Genomic DNA, 20,284 nt, shown 5'->3' with positions numbered 1-20,284 from the left:
CGCGTTGTTTTTGAGGAGTCTGCTTGGCCCACCCTGCCCAGCGTCGCTGGTACCCCATCGCCTTGGCCATCGCCGTGCTGGTTCTTATGCCGTTACTGGTACTGCTGGCGAGCTGGCATGAGGTGGATCGGCAAATCTGGTCGCACTTGTGGCAAACGCAACTGCCAAAGCTGATCGGCAACACGGTGACGCTGGTGCTTGGCGTGGGCGTTGGCGTGACGTTGCTGGGGGTAAGCCTGGCCTGGCTGACCAGCCTCTGCGAATTCCCTGGCCGGCGCTGGCTGGACTGGGCGCTGATGCTGCCCTTCGCCATTCCTGCCTACGTACTGGCGTTCGTGTTCGTTGGTCTGCTGGATTTCTCCGGGCCAGTGCAAAGCCTGCTGCGCGAATGGTTTGGCAGTGGCGTACGGTTGCCGCGGGTGCGCTCCACGGGCGGGGTGATCATCGTTCTGGTGCTGGTGTTCTACCCCTATGTCTACCTGCTGGCACGCAATGCCTTTCTGGCCCAGGGCAAAGGGCTGATGGAAGCCGCGCGCACCCTTGGCCATTCGCCCTGGCAAGCGTTCTGGCGGGTTGCCCTGCCAATGGCGCGCCCGGCCATCGGTGCCGGCCTGGCGCTGGCGCTGATGGAAACCCTGGCGGATTTCGGCGCCGTATCGATCTTCAACTTCGATACCTTCACCACCGCCATCTATAAGACCTGGTACGGCTTCTACAGCCTCGGCAGTGCGGCGCAGCTGGCTTGCCTGTTGTTGTTCGCGGTGATGCTAGTGCTCTATGGCGAGCGCCGTGCCCGCGGCGCCGTGCGGCCGGCGGCCGAGCGAGCACGCATCGGTGCGCTGTATCGTTTGTCCGGGTGGCGCGCCCTCGCGGCGAGCTGCTGGTGTTTGCTGGTGTTCGCGTGCGCCTTCGTCATTCCGGTGTTGCAGCTCGTGGTGTGGTTCTGGCAGCGCGGCCGCTTCGATCTCGACGAGCGCTACCTGGCGCTGATTCAGCACACGCTTTATCTGGGCGTTGGCGCGGCGCTGATTACCGTAACGGTGGCGCTGCTGTTGGCATTCGCGCGGCGAATGGCGCCCACGCGGTTGATGGGCGCCACCGTCGGCCTGGCCAATCTCGGTTATGCACTGCCGGGTTCTATGCTGGCGGTGGCGATCATGCTGGCGTTCAGTACGCTGGATAACGGCCTGGTGATTCCCCTGTCGAAAGCGCTCGGCGGTGCGGGCAAGGCGCTATTGCTCGGCAGTCTTGGAGCATTGCTGTTGGCGTACCTGATTCGCTTTCTGGCGGTCGCCTACGGGCCGCTGGAAAACAGCCTGGCGCGCATCCGCCCGTCGCTGCCGCAGGCATCGCGCAGCCTGGGTGTTGGTGGTGTGCCGTTGTTCGTGCGTGTTTATCTGCCTTTGCTGATGCCGGGCGCACTGTCTGCTGCGCTGCTGGTGTTTGTCGATGTGCTCAAGGAAATGCCCGCCACGCTGCTGATGCGTCCCTTCGGCTGGGACACCCTGGCTGTGCGCATCTTCGAGATGACCAGTGAGGGCGAGTGGGCGCGGGCTGCCTTGCCGGCGCTGACGCTGGTGCTGGTCGGCTTGTTGCCGGTTATTTTGCTGATCCGCCGCTCCGCCCAGCGAATCGGATAGGCGGTCGCCATGCAGCCGCAGGGCCGCTTGCCGAAGGCTGCCAGGCGCTTTGTTACACCGCCTGCCAATGTGCGAGATGACCCGCCCCGACCATGCGGCTACAATGCGCGCCATTCGCTGCGGCCCGCCATGCAGCCATGCCCAAATTCATCTGGAATGGCCCATCTAACGCGCGCCCCAGCCTTGCAACGCCCGGAAGGAGATCCCATGGGACAGCGCACACCTCTTTATGACCTGCACCTGGCGCTCGGCGCCAAGATGGTCGACTTCGGCGGCTGGGACATGCCGCTGCACTATGGCTCCCAGGTCGAGGAGCACCACCAGGTGCGCCGCGACTGCGGGGTGTTCGACGTCTCGCACATGACCGTGGTCGATGTGCAGGGCGCCGATGCTCAGCGCTATCTGCAGCGTTTGCTGGCCAACGATGTGGCGCGTTTGCAAACGCCGGGTAAGGCACTCTACAGCGCCATGCTCAACGAAGAGGGCGGGGTGATCGACGACCTGATCGTCTACCTGCTCGGGACTGTCGAAGTGCCGGCCTATCGGCTGGTGGTCAATGCCGCCACCCGTGAGAAAGATCTGGCCTGGATGCGCGCCCACAGCACCGAGTTCGACGTCGAGTTGCGCGAGCGCAGCGACTTTGCGCTGTTCGCCGTGCAGGGCCCGAAGGCCCGCGCCAAGACCGCCGAGCTGGTCAGCCAGGCGCGTGCCAGTCTGATTCATGAGCTCAAGCCATTTCAGGGCCTGCCGGATGGCGAATGGTTTATCGCCCGTACCGGTTACACCGGCGAAGACGGCCTGGAAATTATGTTGCCGGCTGGCGAAGCTGTGGCCTTTTTCAACGACCTGGTCGGTGCCGGCATTTCCCCCATTGGCCTCGGCGCGCGCGATACGCTGCGCCTGGAGGCAGGCCTGAATCTGTACGGCCAGGACATGGACGAGCAATCCTCGCCTTTGGCCTCCAACCTCGCCTGGACGGTGGCATGGGAGCCAGCCGAGCGCGCCTTCATCGGCCGCGAAGCACTGCAGCGCCAATACGAAGAGGGCGCGCATCCGCGCCTGGTTGGCGTGGTGCTCGAGGAGCGTGGCGTACTGCGCGCTCATCAAGTGGTGCGCGTCGACGGCGTTGGTGAAGGTGAAATCACCAGTGGCAGCTTCTCGCCGACGCTGGGTAAATCCATCGCATTAGCCCGTGTGCCGGCCAAGACCGGTGATCGAGCTGAAGTGGAAATTCGCGGCAAGTGGTACCCGCTACGCGTGGTGCAACCGAGTTTCGTGCGCCATGGCAAGGTGTTGATCTAACGTCCACGCTGACGCGTCCGTGCGCGCCTGCTAAATTCCCCCGGACGGCGTGGTCGCCGTCCCGTCTGATGAGGAACGACAACATGAGCTCTATCCCCGCCGATCTGCGTTACGCCAACAGCCATGAGTGGGCGCGTCTGGAAGCCGATGGAAGCGTAACCGTGGGCATCTCCGACCATGCTCAGGAAGCGCTGGGTGATGTGGTGTTCATCGAGTTGCCGGAAATCGGCAAGGTGCTGGACGCTGGCCAGGAAGCTGGCGTGGTGGAGTCGGTGAAAGCCGCTTCCGATATCTACGCGCCAGTCGGTGGTGAAGTGATCGCCATCAACGAAGCCCTGGCCGACAGCCCGGAAAGCGTCAACAGCGACCCATACGGCAGTTGGTTCTTCAAGCTCAAGCCAAGCGATGCCTCGCAGCTGCAGAAGCTGCTCGACAGCGCCGCTTATGAGGCGAGCATCGACGGCTAAGCCGTGTTGGTATGAAGTCGTGGCATGAAAAAGCCGGCCCTTGGGCCGGCTTTTTTGTCACTGCTGGGCAGTGAGGTACTGGATTACTGCTGAGCAGTGAGAATTGCGGTGGCCAGCTCCATGTCGCTGGCTTGCAGATCCGGGTTGTCGGTGCGGATCTTCTGCAGCGCCGCTTCCAGGTACGGGCCACGAATTTCGCCGTTGCTGGCGATATAGCTGCTGGCGTCATCCTGGGCAGGGACAATCATCTTGTTGTCCTTGAAGGTCAGGTAGGTCGAAGCAGTGGTAGCACCCGACGACAGTACATCGCGCAGGTTGACGGCATGGGCTTGGGTGGCAGCGGCCAGAAACAGGCCAGCGATAAGCAGCGAACTTGAACGGCGCATAGCGGTAACTCCTGTTGGTTTTCCTACTGCTTAGGAGTGCGCTGCCTGACGACTGGTTCCACTGTATTCACGCATGGAGGTGCGCCCGCAGCGCACCCTGCATGCATAAGCCTATTTAGAGTGCTACCGCGCGTACTTTCAGCAGCACGCCGTCTTGGCCAATCACTTCGACTGGCGTGCCAACCGGCATGTCAGGGCCGATCACTAGCCATAGCGAATCACCGGCCTTGATCTTGCCGCGGCCACCGACAATGGCTTCGTGCAGCGTGAACTGTCTGCCTTGCAACTCCTGACCGCGACTGTTCAGGCCAGAGTGCCCGGCTACGTGCTCGGCGCTGCGCTGGCGTCGCCACCAGAACACGGCGGTGAGTATCGACAGGCTGCCAAACAGGATGAACTGCAGCGCCCATGGCGTTTCCGGAATTACATAAGTCAGCACGCCGACACCGGCTGCTGCCACGCCAATCCACAGCAGGTAACCGCCGGCACCAAACACCTCGAGAATCAGCAGCACGGTGCCGAGCGCCAGCCAGTCCCAGAACGTCAGATTCTGCAGATAAGCCAGCACGACTTAGGCCTTCTTGTCGCTGAACGTGGCTTTGACGATTTCGCCAATGCCACCGACTGCGCCGATCATCTGGCTGGCTTCCAGCGGCATCAGGATGACTTTGCTGTTGTCGGCGCTAGCCAGTCGTCCGAGGGCGTCGATGTATTTTTGCGCGACGAAGTAGTTGACCGCTTGCACATTGCCCTCGGCGATGGCCAGCGATACCACGCGGGTCGCTTCGGCTTCTGCAGCCGCGGCACGTTCACGGGCTTCAGCCTCGAGGAAGGCGGCTTGACGCTCACCCTCGGCCTCAAGAATCTGCGCCTGCTTCTTGCCTTCTGCGGTGAGAATGGCGGCAGCACGCAGGCCTTCAGCTTCTAGAATTTGCGCACGTTTGATCCGCTCGGCCTTCATCTGCCCGGACATGGCAGCCATCAGATCGGCAGGCGGACTGATGTCCTTGATCTCGATACGAGTGATCTTGATACCCCAGGGCGCCGTCGCTTCATCGACGGTTTTCAGCAGCTTTTCGTTGATGCCATCACGCTGGCTGAGCATGGCATCCAGCTCCATGGAGCCGAGCACGGTACGAATGTTGGTTTGCAGCAGGTTGCGAATGGCGTGCTCGAGGTTGTTGACCTCGTAGGCGGCTTGAGCCGAATTGATTACCTGGAAGAAGCACACTGCATCAATTTGCACCGTGGCGTTGTCGGCGGTGATGACTTCCTGGGGAGGGATGTCCAGCACGCTTTCCATGACATTGAGCTTGCGACCGATGCGGTCCATCACCGGCACGATGATGTTCAGACCGGGTTTGAGTGTGGTGGTGTAACGACCAAAGCGTTCTACCGTCCACTCCGAACCCTGGGGCACGACCTTGAAACCCATGAACACGATAGCGAAGGCCAGGCCAACGAAGAGGAAGATGACTGCAGTACCGATTTCCATGAAAAAGAGCTCCCTGTTGAATGTCGTGCAAGGGTACTGGAGATTACCTGGCAATAATGCGTTTCATAGCTCGAAACGCCTGACCGAGGCCTGCATGGCCTGAGCGGAGTTGTCCATTTGCACCAGCATCTGCGCCAGTTCCTGCATGGCGTGGTTGTTGCGCTGGGCGACCTCGCTGATCATCTCCACCCGCTCGGCGACTTCGTTGCTGGCCTTGGATTGTTCGGTGATGGTGTGGGCGATCTCGTCGACCATTTGCGCCGAACGCTGCACGCCCTGGCGAATTTCGGTGATCGAGGCGTTGGCCTGCTGAGCCATGCCGACGCCATCGGTCACCCTGCTGACACCAGCGTCCATGCTTTTAACCGCCTGGGCGGTGGACTCGCGGATGCGCTGGATCATTCCTGTGATTTCCTGGGTCGACTGCGCCGTGCGTGCCGCCAGCCCGCGTACTTCATCAGCCACCACGGCGAAGCCACGGCCGGCTTCGCCAGCGCGCGCCGCTTCGATAGCGGCGTTGAGCGCCAACAGGTTGGTCTGTTCGGCGATGCCGCGGATCACCTGGATGATCGAGTCGATTTCCTCGGACGACTGGCCCAGCACGGTGACGGTGCGTGACGACTGATTGACCGCATCGGCGATGTGATTCATGCCCTCGACCACGCCGACGATGACTTGCCCGCCGGTGGTGGTCAGCTTTTCCGATTGTTCGGAAATATCCCGGGCGCTGCGGGTGTGTTCGGCGATCTGCGCGATATTGCCAATCATCTGCTCCATCGCTGCCGCCATGCTGGTGGCGCTGTCGGCCTGGTCGCTGGCGCCGCGCGCCACTTCGCTGGAGGTCTGGCTGAGCTGCTGGGACGCGCTGCGCAACTCCTCGCTTTCCGTGCGGATGGTTTCGATCATCTGCCGCAGGCTGCCCTGCATGTCCGCCAGGCTTTGCTGCAACTGGCCGGCTTCGTCATCGCTGTCGACACTGATGGGCGCGCGCAGGTTGCCCTGCGCCATGGCGCGTGCGGCCTGGATGATCTTCGCCAGTGGTTTTAGCACCGAACTTAGTAGCTGCCGGGTAATTGCCAGGATCAACAGGCAGGAGAGGGCCAGGCTGCCCCATTGCCACCAGGAGGCCTGCTGCACGATGGCTTCGGTTTGCATGCGGGTCTGCGCGACGCTGGCTTCGATTTGCTCGCTGATCGCCTCGTTGCGCACTTCCAGTTCGCCGAAACTGCGCGAGAAGTCGGGCATCTGCGCGCGTGCTGCCACCGGCTCGTTAAGCGCCTGCTCGACGATGCGGCTGGCCGACTGGATGTAGGCCTCCAGCACAGGGCCGACTTCATCGATGGCTTTGCGGATATCCGCTGCCAGTGGCAGCTTGGCGTTTTCCGCCATGGCCTGGCGGAAGCGCTCGCTGTGCTCCTTGAGGTCGTCGCGTACCTGGGCGGCGGCTGCGCTATCGCCGGGCGCAGTGAGAAAGGCGGCAAACACGTCGGCGCGCAAGGCGTCGTGCATCATGTCGCCATCCATGTGATTGCGCAGCGCGTTGGCGTTGATCTCGTTGGCGATCAGGGCTTGGCCCAACTGCGCCTGGCCCCAGAGACCGATGCCACCGACCAGAAGGGTGGCAACGATACTGACAGCTCCGCAGGCGAGCATCTTCTGGCGGATATTCATGGCGCCGCTCCTGGCATGAGCAGGCTGCCCCTGAGCCCGCGTCCGCTCAGATTAGCGCTGCTCGCTTTGCGGTGTCACGCGCAATACTTCTTCGATCGTGGTCTGCCCTGCAGCGATTTTTTGCGCACCAGAAAGGCGCAGGCTGCGCATGCCATCTTTGAAGGCTTGGCGGCGCAATGGCGTGAGGTCGGTGTCGCCACTGATCAGCGGTTTCAAACTGTCGTTGAGCAGCATGATTTCGTACACCCCGGCCCGGCCACGGTAGCCGGTTTCCCGGCATTCGACGCAGCCGACTGCGCGGTGCGCGCCGCTTGGCAGCGGCGCATTCCACGGGCGGGTCAGCTCCTGCCAGTCAGCTTCGTCGAGTTCGACCGGCGCCTTGCAGTGCGGGCACAGGGTACGCACCAGGCGCTGGGCCATGACGCCGAGCAAGGTCGCCTTGAGCAGGTAATGCGGCACGCCCAGTTCGAGCAGGCGGGTGATGGCGCTCGGCGCATCATTGGTGTGCAGGGTGGAAAGCACCAGGTGGCCGGTCAGCGCCGCCTGGATGGCCATCTCGGCGGTTTCCAGGTCGCGTATCTCGCCGACCATGATGATGTCCGGATCCTGACGCATCAACGCGCGCACGCCACTGGCGAAGGTCAGGTCGATGTTGTGCTGCACCTGCATCTGGTTGAAGGCGCCTTCGATCATTTCGATGGGGTCTTCGATGGTGCAGACGTTCACTTCTTCAGTCGCCAGCTGCTTGAGCGTGGTGTACAGCGTGGTGGTCTTGCCCGAGCCGGTGGGGCCGGTGACCAGAATGATGCCGTTGGGCTGGCGGGTCATGCTTTCCCAGCGCTTGAGGTCATCCGGGCTGAAGCCCAGTTGGTCGAAGCCTCGCAGTAGCACGTCCGGATCGAAGATCCGCATCACCATCTTCTCGCCGAAAGCTGTGGGCAATGTAGAGAGGCGCAGTTCGACCTCGTTGCCCGCCGGCGTCTTGGTTTTCACCCGGCCGTCCTGGGGTTTGCGTTTTTCGGCGACGTTCATCCGGCCCAGGGTTTTCAGGCGGCTGACGATGGCCATGGTGACCTGGGCAGGGAATTGGTAAACGGTGTGCAGCACGCCATCGATGCGAAAGCGCACGCTGCCCTGCTCGCGACGCGGCTCGATGTGAATATCACTGGCGCGCTGCTGGAAGGCGTACTGGAACAGCCAGTCGACGATATTCACCACGTGGGCATCGTTGGCGTCTGGCTCCTGATCCTGGGCGCCGAGGTTGAGCAGCTGCTCGAAGTTGCCGACGTTGCTGATCTTCGCATCGGTGTTCGTCGCGCCGCTGACCGAGCGGGCCAGGCGGTAGAACTCCACGGTAAAGCGCTGGATATCCGCCGGGTTGGCCACCACGCGCTTGATCGGACGTTTCAGCACGTGCACGAGGTTGGCTTCCCAGCTCTGCATGAACGGCTGGGCGCTGGCGATGGTCACCGCCTCGGCATTCACCGCCACGGCGAGAATCTTGTGGCGTTGCGCGAAGGCGTAGGACATCAGCGGGGTAACTGCTGCGGCATCGATTTTCAACGGATCGATGCGCAGATACGGCTGCCCGGCCAGCTGCGCGAGCCATTGGGTCAGGCTTTCCAGGTCGAGGGTGCGGCCGGGGCGTGTCAGGTCATCGAGCTGCTGGGCAGCCAGAAACTCCAGCGGGTGCAAATCGGTGTTGGCGCCACTGCGACGGATCGCCAGGCACTGCTCGGCGCTTTCCTGGGCGATACGGCCCTGGCTGACCAGTTCGCGCAGCAGCTCGTTGAGGTCCAGCAGGCGGTCGGCGGCGGCAGGCGAAAGGCTGGACATGCGGGCTCCTGATTAACCTATGTTGGTCGCACCCTGTGCGGGATGTCAGCATGCCTGATTCTGCCGGCGCCGACTAAGCGCCGGTTCATGGTTCGCGGATCAGGGCTGTGGTTCGGGCGGCTGTTCGCTGCCTTTTGGCAGCTTTTCCGGCGCGGTTGGCGCCTCTGGTTCGCGGGCGTCTGCCAGGCTCTGTGACGGCAGCGTGGGCGGTGGCGTAAGGCCCATGGATACATAGATGCTGGTCAGTGCATCGACGCCCATATTGGCAGGCTTCACCCAGTCCGCTGGCACATAGAGCAAGCCGCCGCCGACCGGAATCGGCGCGGTGGGCACCAGAATCGCCAGGTGCGGACGACCTTCCAGTTCGACTGGCTCCGAAGTGGGCTGCAGAGCCAGCACCGCAACGCCGTCACCGCCGCCAAAGAAGCACCACACCGGGCGCATGCTGGTGATGTCGGTGTTCTTCTTGTCGAGCAGACCGACGAAGCGGTCGGCCAGGTTATAGAAGTTGCCGATCAGCGGCGTGCGCCGCAGCGTGACGTCGATCAGCCAACCCAGCGGGCGACGCAGGCCCAGCTTTACTGCCAGGCCCAGTGGGTAGAGGCTGACCAGCAGCACCAGAGTGCCGAGCAGGTAGGCCAGAAACGGGTTGCTGGCGAACGGCGTGCCGAGCGCTGCGAACAGCCGGCCGATGGCCGTGGACGGGCCGATGAGGTTGTTGAGCAGGCTGACGATCCACGCCAGCACCACCATGGTCAGTGCCAATGGCAGCAGCGCCAGCAGGCCGGTCAGCCAGGTGGCGACGATGGATTTCAGGCTGAGTTTGAACATCGAGGGGCATCCTGTCGTCGAGCGGGGCAGGCGGGCGCGCCACCTGCCATGTGCATCAGCCGTTCTTCAGCAGCGCTTTCCAGGGCTTGAGGCTCATGATGATCTGCGCCTGGGTCATGCGTGCCTCCAGTTCTTCTGGACTCAGCGGACGCTTGGCCAGTTCAGCCAGTTTGTTGAGTTCGCCGAACAGTCGGTCGGTCTCGGCAACGTCCAGCACGCCGCGGGCCAGGTGCAGCCAAAGCAGCAGGCGCTCCAGGCGCGGCAGTTGCTCGGCCAAGTCCTCGGGTTGCTGCTGGTAGCGCTTGAGTTGCAGGTCGCGGCCTTCTTCGGCGAAGAAGGTCGGCAGCCAGCTTTGCAGCGCTGCCGCGCCCTGGCGATCACCACGCTTGTTGCGCGCGCTGGTCCAGGCGCGGGCAAGCAGCCAGCGCGAGGTGTTCAGCGAGAACAGGCCCCAGCGAGTTTGCTCCAGTTCGGCGGCGAACTGGACCGGCGCTTCCTGACGCGCAGCGTCATCCTGCTGGCCGGCCAGCACGCGTGGGCGCCAGTCTTCGAACAGGGCATCGAGTACCTGGCGCAGTTCGCTGGTGCTGGCCCGTGGTGCGGCCTGGCCAAGGCTGCTCAGCAGAGCGCGCAGCTCCACCAGACAATCCAGCCAGTCGACCAGCAGACGCCAGTGACCATTGTGGCGATATTGTTCGGCCAGGCGCTGGCTGCTGCCGAGCAGGAACCAGCCGATGGTGGCCACGGCGTCATCCAGGCTCTGCTCTGCTTCGAGCTGCGGAGTGGGCAGTTGCAGGCTGTAGCTGGCCTCATCGAACAGGCGGTAACCGCGCTCGGCCTTGCTGATGTCGCAGGGCATCAGCGGCAGGTCGGCGGCCAGTTCGGCAGCCAGTTCCAGCAGCGCTTCTGGCTCGCCCTGGCGCAGTTCCAGTTCCAGTTCGCAGATTTCTTCCTGCTGCTTACCGGCGACCACTTTGCCCAGATCCAGCGCCGCTTCGATGACGACGCGCGCTTTGCCGCGCCCCCAAGCGATCTCGGCGCGCTGACGCACGAAGTCGGTGGTGAAGATCGGCTTGAGTTGCTTCTTGTCCAGCTCGGCCAGGCTGGCCGGCCAGCAGCTGTCGTCGAGCTTCTTGAGGTCCAGCTTTGCCTTGGTCAGGTACCAGTCCCACTCATTGCGCTCGGACAGGCCGGCGACGCTCTGGCCGCGGCTCTTGAGGGTCTGGATGATTTGCTCGCCGTCCTTGCGCAGGCGCAGGGCAACCTTGGCGCCTGCAAGGTCACGCGCTTCGGTGTCGAAGTACTGGTTGAACAGCTCGCTTGTTTCCCAGCCAGCCTTGCTGCGTTTCTTCAGCAGGGGGTGGGCTTGCAGGGCGGCCAGGGTTTCGCGGCTGGCGCGCAGTTTGATTTCGGTTTCTTTATTCATTGCGAGGGCTCGGTGAAGCGGCGACGGCGGCGGGGGTTGCTCGGTGCGAGGCACGGCCCCACACGTTAGGTCGTACAGGGTAGAGGAAAAGCGCGGCGGATGCAGGTCGGCGAGTGAGTCTGGCGCTGCGCAGTTATGCGGCGGAAACATTCACGTGTGGGGTTTTATTGATTTTCGTCAGCTTTTCGCCGCAAATAACTACGATATTACGACTTTATTACCAAGCGATGACACGCGCTGGCCTGCCCCGAGTGTGATCCGTATACTTGCCGCCTCTTTGACAGACAGGGGTCACCCCCATGCCAAGCAATCCGTTCATCAGCAGCCTGTTTGGCCGCTCACCGATCGGGCCGATGCAACAGCATATCGCCAAGGCTCATGAATGCGCCGCCAATCTGGTGCCATTCTTCGAGGCGGTAATGGCCGAAGACTGGGCGCGTGTCGAGCAGGTGCAACAGACGATGGTGCGTCTGGAGAACGAGGCAGACAAGCTCAAGAAAAACGTGCGCATGCACCTTCCCAAGAGTCTGTTCCTGCCGGTGCCACGTTCCGATTTGCTGGAACTGCTCAGCACCCAGGACAAGGTCGCCAACCGGGCCAAGGATATCGCCGGTTTGATGCTGGGCCGCTCCATGACCATCCCTGCTGCTCTGCAACCGCTGATGCTGGCGTACGTGCAGCGCTGCGTGGACGCCAGTGCCCAGGCACTCAAGGCGATGAAGGAGCTGGATTCGCTGCTCGAGGCCGGTTTCGCCGGTCGTGAGGCCACCCTAGTCGAGCGCATGGTCGAGGAGCTTGAGGAAATCGAGCGCGAAACCGACCGCCAGCAGATCGAGGTGCGCCGCACCTTGTTCAAACTGGAAAAGGATCTTCCCGCAGTTGATGTGATGTTCCTCTATCGGATCATCGACTGGGTCGGAGACATTGCCGATCGCGCCGAGCGCGTGGGCAACCGACTGGAACAACTGCTGGCGCGCTGAGCCGCCAGCATCCTTTCTGGGTTTACAGGTAATTCTCTATGTCTCTTGTCGCGGACTACGGTTTCGTACTCCTCGTGCTGGCCTGCTGCTTTGGTTTGTTCATGGCGTGGGGCGTTGGCGCCAATGATGTCTCCAATGCCATGGGTACGTCGGTGGGTGCCAAGGCACTGACCATCAAACAGGCGATTCTGGTCGCCATGGTGTTCGAATTCTGCGGTGCCTATCTGGCCGGTGGCCAGGTCACCGAAACCATCAAGAACGGCATTGTCGATGCATCAGTGATCCCCGCCGACATGTTCGTGCTGGGCATGATGGCCTCGTTGTTGTCGGCTGGTACCTGGCTGCTGATTGCCTCCACGCGAGGCTGGCCGGTGTCCACCACTCACTCGATCGTCGGCGCCATCATCGGTTTCGCGTCGGTCAGCGTATCGGTCGACGCGGTGAACTGGGGCGGCCTGGTACCCATCGTATCCAGCTGGGTGGTGACTCCGTTCATTTCCGGTCTGCTGGCTTTCGGCTTGTTCATGAGCGTGCAGTGGTTGATCTTCGACACTGAGGATCCGTTCCGCAACGCCAAGCGCTGGGTGCCGGTGTACATGTTCCTGACCGGTTTCATGCTGGCTCTGATGACCTTCACCAAGGGCCTAAAGCACGTTGGCCTGAACTTCACCACGAGCCAGAGCGTGATGCTGTCAGCCGGTGTCGGCCTGCTGGTCGCCGGCCTTGGCGTGCTGTTGCTGCGCCGTATCAAACTCGACCCGGAGGCGGACAAGGACTTCCATTTCGCCAGTGTGGAGCGGGTGTTCGCCGTGCTGATGATCTTCACCGCCTGCTCCATGGCTTTCGCCCATGGCGCCAGTGACGTCTCCAACGCCGTCGGCCCGCTGGCCGCGGTAGTCGGCGTGATCGAAGCCGGTGGCGACATGGTGATTGGTGGCAAATCTGCGGTGCCGGGCTGGGTGCTGCTGATGGGCGCCGTGGGTATCGTCATCGGCCTGGCCACCTACGGCTGGAAGGTGATCGCGACCATCGGCAAGGGCATCACTGAACTGACCCCGAGCCGCGGTTTCGCCGCCGAACTGGCCACCGCTGCCACCGTGGTTGCCGCCTCGGGTATCGGCCTGCCGGTTTCCACCACCCACACGCTGGTGGGGGCAGTGCTGGGCATCGGCATGGCGCGGGGCATCGGTGCCCTTAACCTGGCCGTGGTCGGGCGCATCTTCACCTCCTGGGTGGTGACCCTGCCGATTGGTGCGGCGCTGGCGATTATTTATCTCGAAATTTTCATGCTGATCTTCCTGTGATCGTTTGACGGTCTGCTGCGCGGCCGTTAACGAGCGCATGCTTTTGTAGGAGGGGTCGGGCGGCGATCCGCTTTAGCGCCGAGCTCTTTGTAACCCGATGAAAGGCTCGTGGCTAAAGCCCCTCCTACCAGATTGTCGGCCTGCGCCGCACATGCGTCGTCTCTGAAAAACAGCGATTCTCTATTGGCGGTTCTCGCGGGCAGCGCTTCACTCTATGATGAGGCGACCGACCCGAGAGAGCCGCCATGTCATTTCTCCCCCTCAAGGATCGCTTCGCGGCGTTGATCGCCGTGCCATCGGTCAGTTGCACCCAGCCTGCCCTGGATCAATCCAACCAGCCGGTCATCGACCTGCTTGCCAACTGGTTGAGCGAGTTGGGCTTCGCCTGCGAGAAACAGCAGGTCGAGCCGGGCAAGTTCAACCTGATCGCCACATACGGCAGTGGGCCTGGCGGGCTGGTGCTGGCCGGCCACAGCGACACCGTGCCGTTCGACGAAGCCCTATGGCAGAGCGACCCACTGAAGCTTACTGACACCGGCGATCGCTGGGTCGGCCTGGGCGTATGCGACATGAAGGGCTTTTTCGCGCTGATCATCGAGGCCGTGCAGACGCTACTCGACCAGCCGTTCAAGCAGCCGCTGATCATTCTCGCCACATGCGACGAGGAAAGCTCGATGTCCGGCGCGCGGGCGCTGGCCGAAGCCGGTCGGCCGCTGGGCCGCGCCGCGGTGATCGGCGAGCCCACCGGGCTCAAGCCGATCCGCCTGCACAAGGGCGTGATGATGGAGCGCATTGACATCCTCGGGCAGAGCGGTCACTCCTCCAACCCGGCGCTGGGGCGCAGCGCTTTGGACGCCATGCACGAGGTGATGGGCGAGCTGATGCAGCTGCGTCGGCAGTGGCAGCAGGAGTACCGCAACCCGCAGTTCAGCGTGCCGCAGCCGACCCTCAACTTCGGCTGCATCCATGGCGGCGACAACCCCAACCGCATTTGCGGTCAGTGCTCCCTGGAGTTCGACCTGCGCCCATTGCCGGGCATGCAGCCCGAAGCGCTGCGCGCGGCGATTCGCCAAAAGCTGCAACCGCTGGCCGAGCGCCACGAAGTGAGCATCGACTTTGCGCCGCTGTTCCCCGCCGTGCCGCCCTACGAACAGTCAGCCGATGCCGAGCTGGTGCGCCTGGCCGAACGGCTGACCGGGCACACCGCCGCCGCGGTGGCCTTCGGCACCGAAGCGCCGTATTTGCAGCAACTGGGTTGTGAAACCCTGGTGCTCGGCCCTGGCGATATCGACTGCGCGCACCAGCCGGGCGAGTACCTGGATACCGACCGCCTGATCCCCACGGTGCAACTGCTGCGCCAACTGATTCAGCATTATTGCCTGAGCCCGCGCTGACATGAGGAGCATTTCGCTGATGCCATTGCGACGACGATAACGCACCGCCTCTGCCTGCGAGGCCAGCCGCCTCGCACCCATCGTTGCTTCTTTCGTTTTCCCAAGGGTTTCGCCGCACATGTACGACTACGTCAACTGGCTTCGCCACGCTTCGCCTTACATCAACGCCCACCGTGACTGCACCTTTGTGGTCATGCTGCCGGGCGAGGGTGTCGCGCATCCGAATTTCGGTAATATTGTCCACGACCTGGTGCTGCTGCACAGCCTTGGCGTACGCCTGGTGCTGGTGCACGGCTCGCGCCCGCAGATCGAAGCGCGCCTGGAGAGCCGCGGGCAAACACCGATCTATCACCGCGGCTTGCGGGTGACCGACAGCGCGACGCTGGAATGCGTGATCGATGCTGTCGGATCGCTGCGCATCGCCATCGAAGCACGGCTGTCGATGGACATCGCCGCATCGCCCATGCAGGGCTCGCGGCTGCGGGTCAGCAGCGGTAATTACGTCACTGCGCGGCCCATCGGCGTGCTCGATGGCGTCGATTATCACCACACAGGTGAAGTACGGCGCATCGACCGCAAGGGCATCAACCGCCAGCTCGACGAGCGCAACATCGTGCTGCTGTCGCCGCTCGGCTATTCGCCCACCGGCGAGATCTTCAACCTGGCCTGTGAAGACGTGGCCATGCGTGCGGCCATCGACCTGGCCGCCGACAAGCTGATCCTGTTCAGCAGCCAGCAAGGCCTGCTCGATGAAGACGGCAAGCTGATCCGCGAGCTGCGTCCTCAGCAGGTGCCGGCCCACGTGCAGCGCTTGGGCAGCGATTATCAGGGCGAGCTGCTGGACGCCGCCGCCCAGGCTTGCCGCGGTGGCGTGAAGCGCAGCCATATCGTCAGCTACACCGGCGACGGCTCGCTGCTCACCGAACTGTTCACCCGCGACGGTGGCGGTACGCTGGTCGACCCCGAGCAGTTCGAGTCGCTGCGCGAGGCGGATATCAACGATGTTGGTGGGCTGATCGACCTGATCACGCCCCTGGAGGAGCAGGGCATTCTGGTGCGCCGTTCACGGGAAGTGCTGGAGCGTGAGATCGGTCAGTTCAGCATCGTCGAGCGCGACGGCATGATCATCGCCTGCGCCGCGCTGTATCCGATTGCCGACTCCACCTGTGGTGAGCTGGCCTGCCTGGCGGTCAACCCGGAGTATCGCCATGGCGGCCGCGGTGACGAACTGCTCGAACGCATCGAAGAGCGCGCCCGGGCCAAGGGCATCAACACTCTGTTCGTGCTCACCACCCGCACCGCCCACTGGTTCCGCGAGCGCGGTTTCGAGCCCAGCAGCGTCGACCGCCTGCCGGCGGCGCGCGCTTCGCTGTACAACTTCCAGCGCAATTCGAAGATCTTCGAAAAGAGCATCTGATCTGTAGCCTGGGTTGAACCCGGCGATACCCAGCGGCGTGAAAGCCATCCTGGGTGCCGCTGCGCTCGACGTCAGGCTACCGGTCGGCTGTTGAGCGGCGCAGCGACCTTAATCGAAGCCATTAGGTGGCGCGGCGGGCCATCTTGGTCAAGGCTGCAAGGACACCCTATCGATAAAGGACCACGCATGCCGATCCGACGCTCAGCGATTACCGCCGCCCTCGCGCTCTCATTCTTTTCACTTTCCGCGCTCGCCGCCGACCTGGCACCTGAGGCACTGCTCAAGCAAGCCCAAGCCGAACAGAAACCGTACCTGGCCACCGTCGAGCAACTGGTCAACGTCGACACCGGCACCGGTCAGGAGCCGGGTCTGAAGACCGTTAGCGCGCTGCTGGTCAAGCGGCTCAAGGCACTGGGCGCCAAAGTTGAGACCAGCCTGGCCAGCCCGTCGGCTGGCGACAACATCGTCGGCACCTTCAAGGGCACCGGCAAAAAGTCGTTCCTGCTGATGGTTCACTATGACACCGTGTTCCTGCCGGGCACCGCCGCCAAGCGGCCGTTCAAGGTCGAGGGCGAGCGGGCTTATGGGCCGGGTGTGGCCGACGCCAAGGGTGGCGTGGCGATGATCCTGCATTCGCTGAAGCTGCTGCAGGATGAGAAATTCGACGGCTTCGGTACGCTGACCGTGCTGTTCAATCCGGACGAAGAAACCGGCTCCGCTGGCTCGAAGAAGATCATCGCCGAACTGGCCCGCAAGCATGACTACGTGTTCTCGTACGAGCCGCCGGACAAGGACGCCGTGACCGTCGCCACCAACGGCATCAATGGCGTGATGCTTGAGGTGAAGGGCAAGTCCTCCCACGCGGGCTCGGCGCCGGAGGCCGGGCGCAACGCCGCGATGGAGCTGGCGCACCAGATGCTGCAGCTCAAGGACCTGGGTGATCCGGCCAAGGGCACCACGGTCAACTGGACGATGGTCAAGGCCGGCGACAAGCGCAACATCATCCCCTCCAGCGCCTCGGCCGAGGCGGATATGCGCTACTCGGACCTGAGCGAAAGTGATCGCGTGCTGGCCGACGCACAACGCCTGGTGCAGAAAAAGCTAATCGAGGATACCGAGGTCACGGTGCGTCTCGAGAAAGGGCGGCCGCCGCTGGCGAAGAATGCCGCATCCGAGCAACTGGCCAAGGACGCCCAGGCGCTCTACGCCAAGATCGACCGCAAGATCGAGCCGATCGCCATGCGCTTCGGTACCGATGCCGGCTATGCCTACGTACCGGGCAGCGACAAACCGGCGGTGCTGGAAACCATGGGCGTGGTGGGCGCCGGCCTGCATGCCGACGACGAGTACATCGAACTGTCGAGCATCGCGCCGCGGCTCTATCTCACGGTAGCGTTGATTCGCCAGCTATCGGCGCACTAGCGTGAAGGCAGCGCGAGCCTGGCTTGCGCTGCATCTTGCAGCCTAGCGGCGTACCAGCAGCACACCCGACTCCATGTGATGCGTATAGGGGAACTGGTCGAACAGCGCACAGCGCTCGATGCGGTGGGTGTCGTGCAGCTGGGCGATATTTTGCGCCAGGGTTTCCGGATTGCAGGAAATGTACAGGATGCGTTCGAAGCGGCGGGTCAGCTCGCAGGTATCCGGATCCATGCCGGCGCGCGGCGGGTCGACGAATACGCTGCCGAAGTCGTAACTCTTCAGGTCGATGTCCGCCAGGCGGCGGAACGGGCGCACCTCGTTGAGCGCTTCGGTCAGCTCCTCGGCGGACAGCCGCACCAGGGTGACGTTGTCGATTTCGTTGTCGGCGAGGTTGGCCAGTGCGGCGTTGACCGACGTCTTGCTGATCTCGGTGGCCAGCACCTTGCGCACGCGGGTGGCCAGCGGCAGGGTGAAGTTGCCGTTGCCGCAGTACAGCTCCAGCAGGTCGTCGTCGCGCTCGCCGAGCACGTCGTAGGCCCAGCCGAGCATCTTCTGGCACACCTCGCCATTGGGCTGGGTGAAGGCGCCCTCCGGCTGGCGATAGCGGAAGGTGCGGCCGGCGACTTGCAGCTCTTCTTCCACGTACGGACGGCCGACGACGATGCGCTTGCCCTTCGAGCGACCGACCACGCTCACCTGCAGCTCTTCGGCGAGCAGCTTGGCTGCCGCTTCCCAGACGTCGTCCAGCGGGCGGTGGTAGCACAGGGTGATCAGCGCGTCGCCGCTGAGAGTGGTGAGGAATTCGACCTGAAACAGCTTGAAGCCCAACGTGTGGTTGCCCTGCCAGGCGGCCTTCAGGCGCGGCATCAGCGCGTTGATGCGCAGGCTGGCGATGGGGAAGTCTTCGAAGAAGATCGGGCTGTGCTTGTCGCCGGCCTCGAACATCGCGTAGTGACGATTCTCACTGCCCGCTTCGCGCCACAGACGGAACTCGGTGCGCAGGCGGTAATACTCGCGCGGCGACTCGAATACCTCGGGCTCCGGCGCGGCGAAGGGTGCCAGCAGCTCTACCAGGCGGGCCTTCTTCTCGGCGAGTTGGGCGTCGTAGGCGGCGGGGTCGAATGCGGGACGGCTCATCGGTCACTCGTGCGGCAGGAAAACGGGGCGCCATTGTAGCGATTCCGCTGCCTGCTTGCCGGTGTCGTCGATTATTGGTGGGATGGGACGCCGAGCGTGGGAGCGATCAATGCATTTCCTGTGGGAGCGCGCCATGCCCGCGAATCGCGCGCATGGACTAGGCGTCCCCGCCCGCTCCCACAATGACGGGTCTAAAACGCCGTCGCGTATGGGGGCCGGGCGGCGATCCGATTCGGCCCACCAGCGAACGTTTTAGAACAACGCCAGCTTGATCACGCAGAAGACGGCCAGCGCGACGAGCATGCCATTGAGCTCACGGAAGCGCCCGGCCAGGGTCTTTGCCGCCACCCAGGTAATGAAGCCAAAGGCGATACCGGTGGCGATGGAGTAGGTCAGCGGCATGGCCAGGGCAGTGACTACTACCGGCGCAGCAACGGTGATGTCGCTCCACTCGATTTCGGCCATGCCCGATGCCATCAGCACGGCGACGAACAGCAGCGCCGGTGCGGTGGCGAAGGCTGGCACGCTGCCCGCCAGCGGGGCGAAGAAAAGGGCGAACAGGAACAGCACGGAGACCACTATGGCGGTCAGGCCGGTGCGGCCGCCAGCGCTGACGCCAGCTGCCGATTCGATGTAGCTGGTGGTGGTCGAGGTACCCAGCAGCGAGCCGCCCAGGGCGGCGGTGCTGTCGGCGATCAGTGCACGGCCCATCTTCGGCAGGTGGCCGTCCTTGCGCATCAGCCCGGCCTTCTTGGCCACGGCGATCAGGGTGCCGGAGTTGTCGAACAGGTCGACGAACAGAAACGCGAAGATCACGCTGATCAGGCCCACATCCAGCGCGCCGGCGATATCCAGTTGCAGAAAGGTTGGGGCCAGCGATGGCGGCATCGACACCAGGCCGCCGAACTGGCTGACGCCGAGCAGAATGCTCAGGCCGGTGACCACCAGGATGCTGATCAACACCGCGCCAGTCACTCGCAGCGCTTCCAAGCCGATGATCAGGAAGAAACCGAGGATCGCCAGCAGCGCGGCGGGCGAGCCGAGATCGCCAAGGCCGACCATGGTTGCCGGGTTGGCAGCGACGATGCCGGCGTTTTGCAGTGCGATCAGCGCCAGGAACAGACCGATACCAGCAGCGATGGCCGAGCGCAGCTCCAGCGGAATGCTGTTGATGATCCACTCGCGGATCTTGAAGAGCGACAGCAGGAAAAACAGACACGCCGACAGGAACACCGCGCCGAGTGCGACCTGCCAGGTGTGGCCCATGCCCATCACCACGGTGTAGGTGAAGAAGGCGTTAAGGCCCATGCCCGGTGCCAGGGCGATCGGGTAATTAGCGATAAGGCCCATCACCGCGGAGCCGAAGGCGGCCGCCAGGCAGGTGGCGACGAACACCGCGCCTTTATCCATACCCGTCTCGCCGAGGATGCTCGGGTTGACGAACAGGATGTACGCCATGGTCAGGAAGGTAGTGACGCCCGCGAGTATTTCGGTGCGCACGTTGGTGTTGTGTGCTTTGAGTTGGAACAGTCTTTCCAGCATGCGGGGGCTCCCGGGGCGGCGATCGGAATTGACA

At 63.3% G+C, this 20,284-nt stretch carries 17 protein-coding genes; 8 read left to right on the top strand and 9 right to left on the bottom strand.

Translation table 11 applies throughout. The annotated features are described in order from the left end of the window. Positions 1-23: 23 nt before the first annotated feature. The 3 genes from BUC40_RS03645 to gcvH all read left to right on the top strand — a co-directional run bounded on the left by BUC40_RS03645 (position 24) and on the right by gcvH (position 3,409). The gene (locus tag BUC40_RS03645; RefSeq protein WP_073262695.1) at positions 24-1,640 is read left to right on the top strand and encodes an ABC transporter permease; all 1,617 of its coding nucleotides are present in this window, start codon (positions 24-26) and stop codon (positions 1,638-1,640) included. Positions 1,641-1,847: 207 nt separating this feature from the next. Beyond that, positions 1,848-2,942 (top strand): glycine cleavage system aminomethyltransferase GcvT, encoded by a 1,095-nt coding sequence (gene gcvT, locus BUC40_RS03640; protein ID WP_073262693.1) that lies wholly within the window; start codon positions 1,848-1,850, stop codon positions 2,940-2,942. A gap of 83 nt (positions 2,943-3,025) precedes the next feature. Next, on the top strand, positions 3,026-3,409 hold the full coding sequence (gene gcvH / locus BUC40_RS03635) for a glycine cleavage system protein GcvH (RefSeq protein ID WP_073262691.1): 384 nt from the start codon (positions 3,026-3,028) through the stop codon (positions 3,407-3,409). Positions 3,410-3,492: 83 nt separating this feature from the next. On the opposite strand, the gene BUC40_RS03630 is transcribed toward gcvH, so the two are convergent. The 7 genes from BUC40_RS03630 to BUC40_RS03600 all read right to left on the bottom strand — a co-directional run bounded on the left by BUC40_RS03630 (position 3,493) and on the right by BUC40_RS03600 (position 11,054). Then, positions 3,493-3,795 carry a DUF2388 domain-containing protein gene (locus BUC40_RS03630; RefSeq protein WP_013789627.1) on the bottom strand — a complete coding sequence of 101 codons (303 nt, stop codon included), beginning with the start codon at positions 3,793-3,795 and terminating at the stop codon, positions 3,493-3,495. Positions 3,796-3,910: 115 nt separating this feature from the next. Beyond that, positions 3,911-4,363, bottom strand: a complete 453-nt coding sequence (locus BUC40_RS03625) for an NfeD family protein (RefSeq protein ID WP_073262689.1) — start codon at positions 4,361-4,363, stop codon at positions 3,911-3,913. Between the two features lie 3 nt (positions 4,364-4,366). Continuing rightward, positions 4,367-5,290 (bottom strand): SPFH domain-containing protein, encoded by a 924-nt coding sequence (locus tag BUC40_RS03620; protein ID WP_073262687.1) that lies wholly within the window; start codon positions 5,288-5,290, stop codon positions 4,367-4,369. Between the two features lie 63 nt (positions 5,291-5,353). Then, a complete protein-coding gene (locus tag BUC40_RS03615) occupies positions 5,354-6,961 on the bottom strand; it encodes a methyl-accepting chemotaxis protein (protein ID WP_073262685.1) in 1,608 nt (535 codons plus the stop codon). Positions 6,962-7,012: 51 nt separating this feature from the next. Further along, positions 7,013-8,797, bottom strand: coding sequence for a type IV pilus assembly ATPase TfpB (tfpB, locus tag BUC40_RS03610; RefSeq protein WP_073262683.1), 1,785 nt, complete (start codon positions 8,795-8,797; stop codon positions 7,013-7,015). 99 nt (positions 8,798-8,896) lie between these two features. Next, positions 8,897-9,628, bottom strand: coding sequence for a DUF502 domain-containing protein (locus tag BUC40_RS03605; protein ID WP_073262681.1), 732 nt, complete (start codon positions 9,626-9,628; stop codon positions 8,897-8,899). Positions 9,629-9,683: 55 nt separating this feature from the next. Further along, positions 9,684-11,054, bottom strand: a complete 1,371-nt coding sequence (locus tag BUC40_RS03600) for a CYTH domain-containing protein (RefSeq protein WP_073262679.1) — start codon at positions 11,052-11,054, stop codon at positions 9,684-9,686. A 299-nt stretch (positions 11,055-11,353) separates the two neighbouring features. On the opposite strand from BUC40_RS03600, the gene BUC40_RS03595 reads away from it, so the two are divergent. The 5 genes from BUC40_RS03595 to BUC40_RS03575 all read left to right on the top strand — a co-directional run bounded on the left by BUC40_RS03595 (position 11,354) and on the right by BUC40_RS03575 (position 17,571). Then, positions 11,354-12,034, top strand: a complete 681-nt coding sequence (locus BUC40_RS03595) for a TIGR00153 family protein (protein WP_073262677.1) — start codon at positions 11,354-11,356, stop codon at positions 12,032-12,034. Between the two features lie 38 nt (positions 12,035-12,072). Next, positions 12,073-13,338: an inorganic phosphate transporter gene (locus BUC40_RS03590; protein WP_073262675.1), complete on the top strand. Its 1,266-nt coding sequence runs from the start codon at positions 12,073-12,075 to the stop codon at positions 13,336-13,338. Positions 13,339-13,583: 245 nt separating this feature from the next. Continuing rightward, positions 13,584-14,732 carry an acetylornithine deacetylase gene (gene argE, locus BUC40_RS03585; RefSeq protein WP_073262673.1) on the top strand — a complete coding sequence of 383 codons (1,149 nt, stop codon included), beginning with the start codon at positions 13,584-13,586 and terminating at the stop codon, positions 14,730-14,732. 118 nt (positions 14,733-14,850) lie between these two features. Beyond that, on the top strand, positions 14,851-16,149 hold the full coding sequence (gene argA, locus BUC40_RS03580; protein ID WP_073262671.1) for an amino-acid N-acetyltransferase: 1,299 nt from the start codon (positions 14,851-14,853) through the stop codon (positions 16,147-16,149). 186 nt (positions 16,150-16,335) lie between these two features. Next, a complete protein-coding gene (locus BUC40_RS03575) occupies positions 16,336-17,571 on the top strand; it encodes a M20/M25/M40 family metallo-hydrolase (protein ID WP_073262669.1) in 1,236 nt (411 codons plus the stop codon). A gap of 42 nt (positions 17,572-17,613) precedes the next feature. Here BUC40_RS03575 and trmA read toward each other — a convergent pair whose 3' ends face one another. Both trmA and BUC40_RS03565 read right to left on the bottom strand, forming a co-directional pair. Beyond that, positions 17,614-18,708, bottom strand: a complete 1,095-nt coding sequence (trmA, locus tag BUC40_RS03570) for a tRNA (uridine(54)-C5)-methyltransferase TrmA (RefSeq protein WP_073262667.1) — start codon at positions 18,706-18,708, stop codon at positions 17,614-17,616. Positions 18,709-18,960: 252 nt separating this feature from the next. After that, positions 18,961-20,250 carry an NCS2 family permease gene (locus BUC40_RS03565; RefSeq protein WP_073262665.1) on the bottom strand — a complete coding sequence of 430 codons (1,290 nt, stop codon included), beginning with the start codon at positions 20,248-20,250 and terminating at the stop codon, positions 18,961-18,963. Positions 20,251-20,284 lie beyond the last annotated feature (34 nt).

This window comes from Phytopseudomonas punonensis, from assembly GCF_900142655.1.
Lineage (GTDB): Bacteria > Pseudomonadota > Gammaproteobacteria > Pseudomonadales > Pseudomonadaceae > Aquipseudomonas > Aquipseudomonas punonensis.
This window is presented reverse-complemented; position numbering and strand designations above follow the sequence as displayed.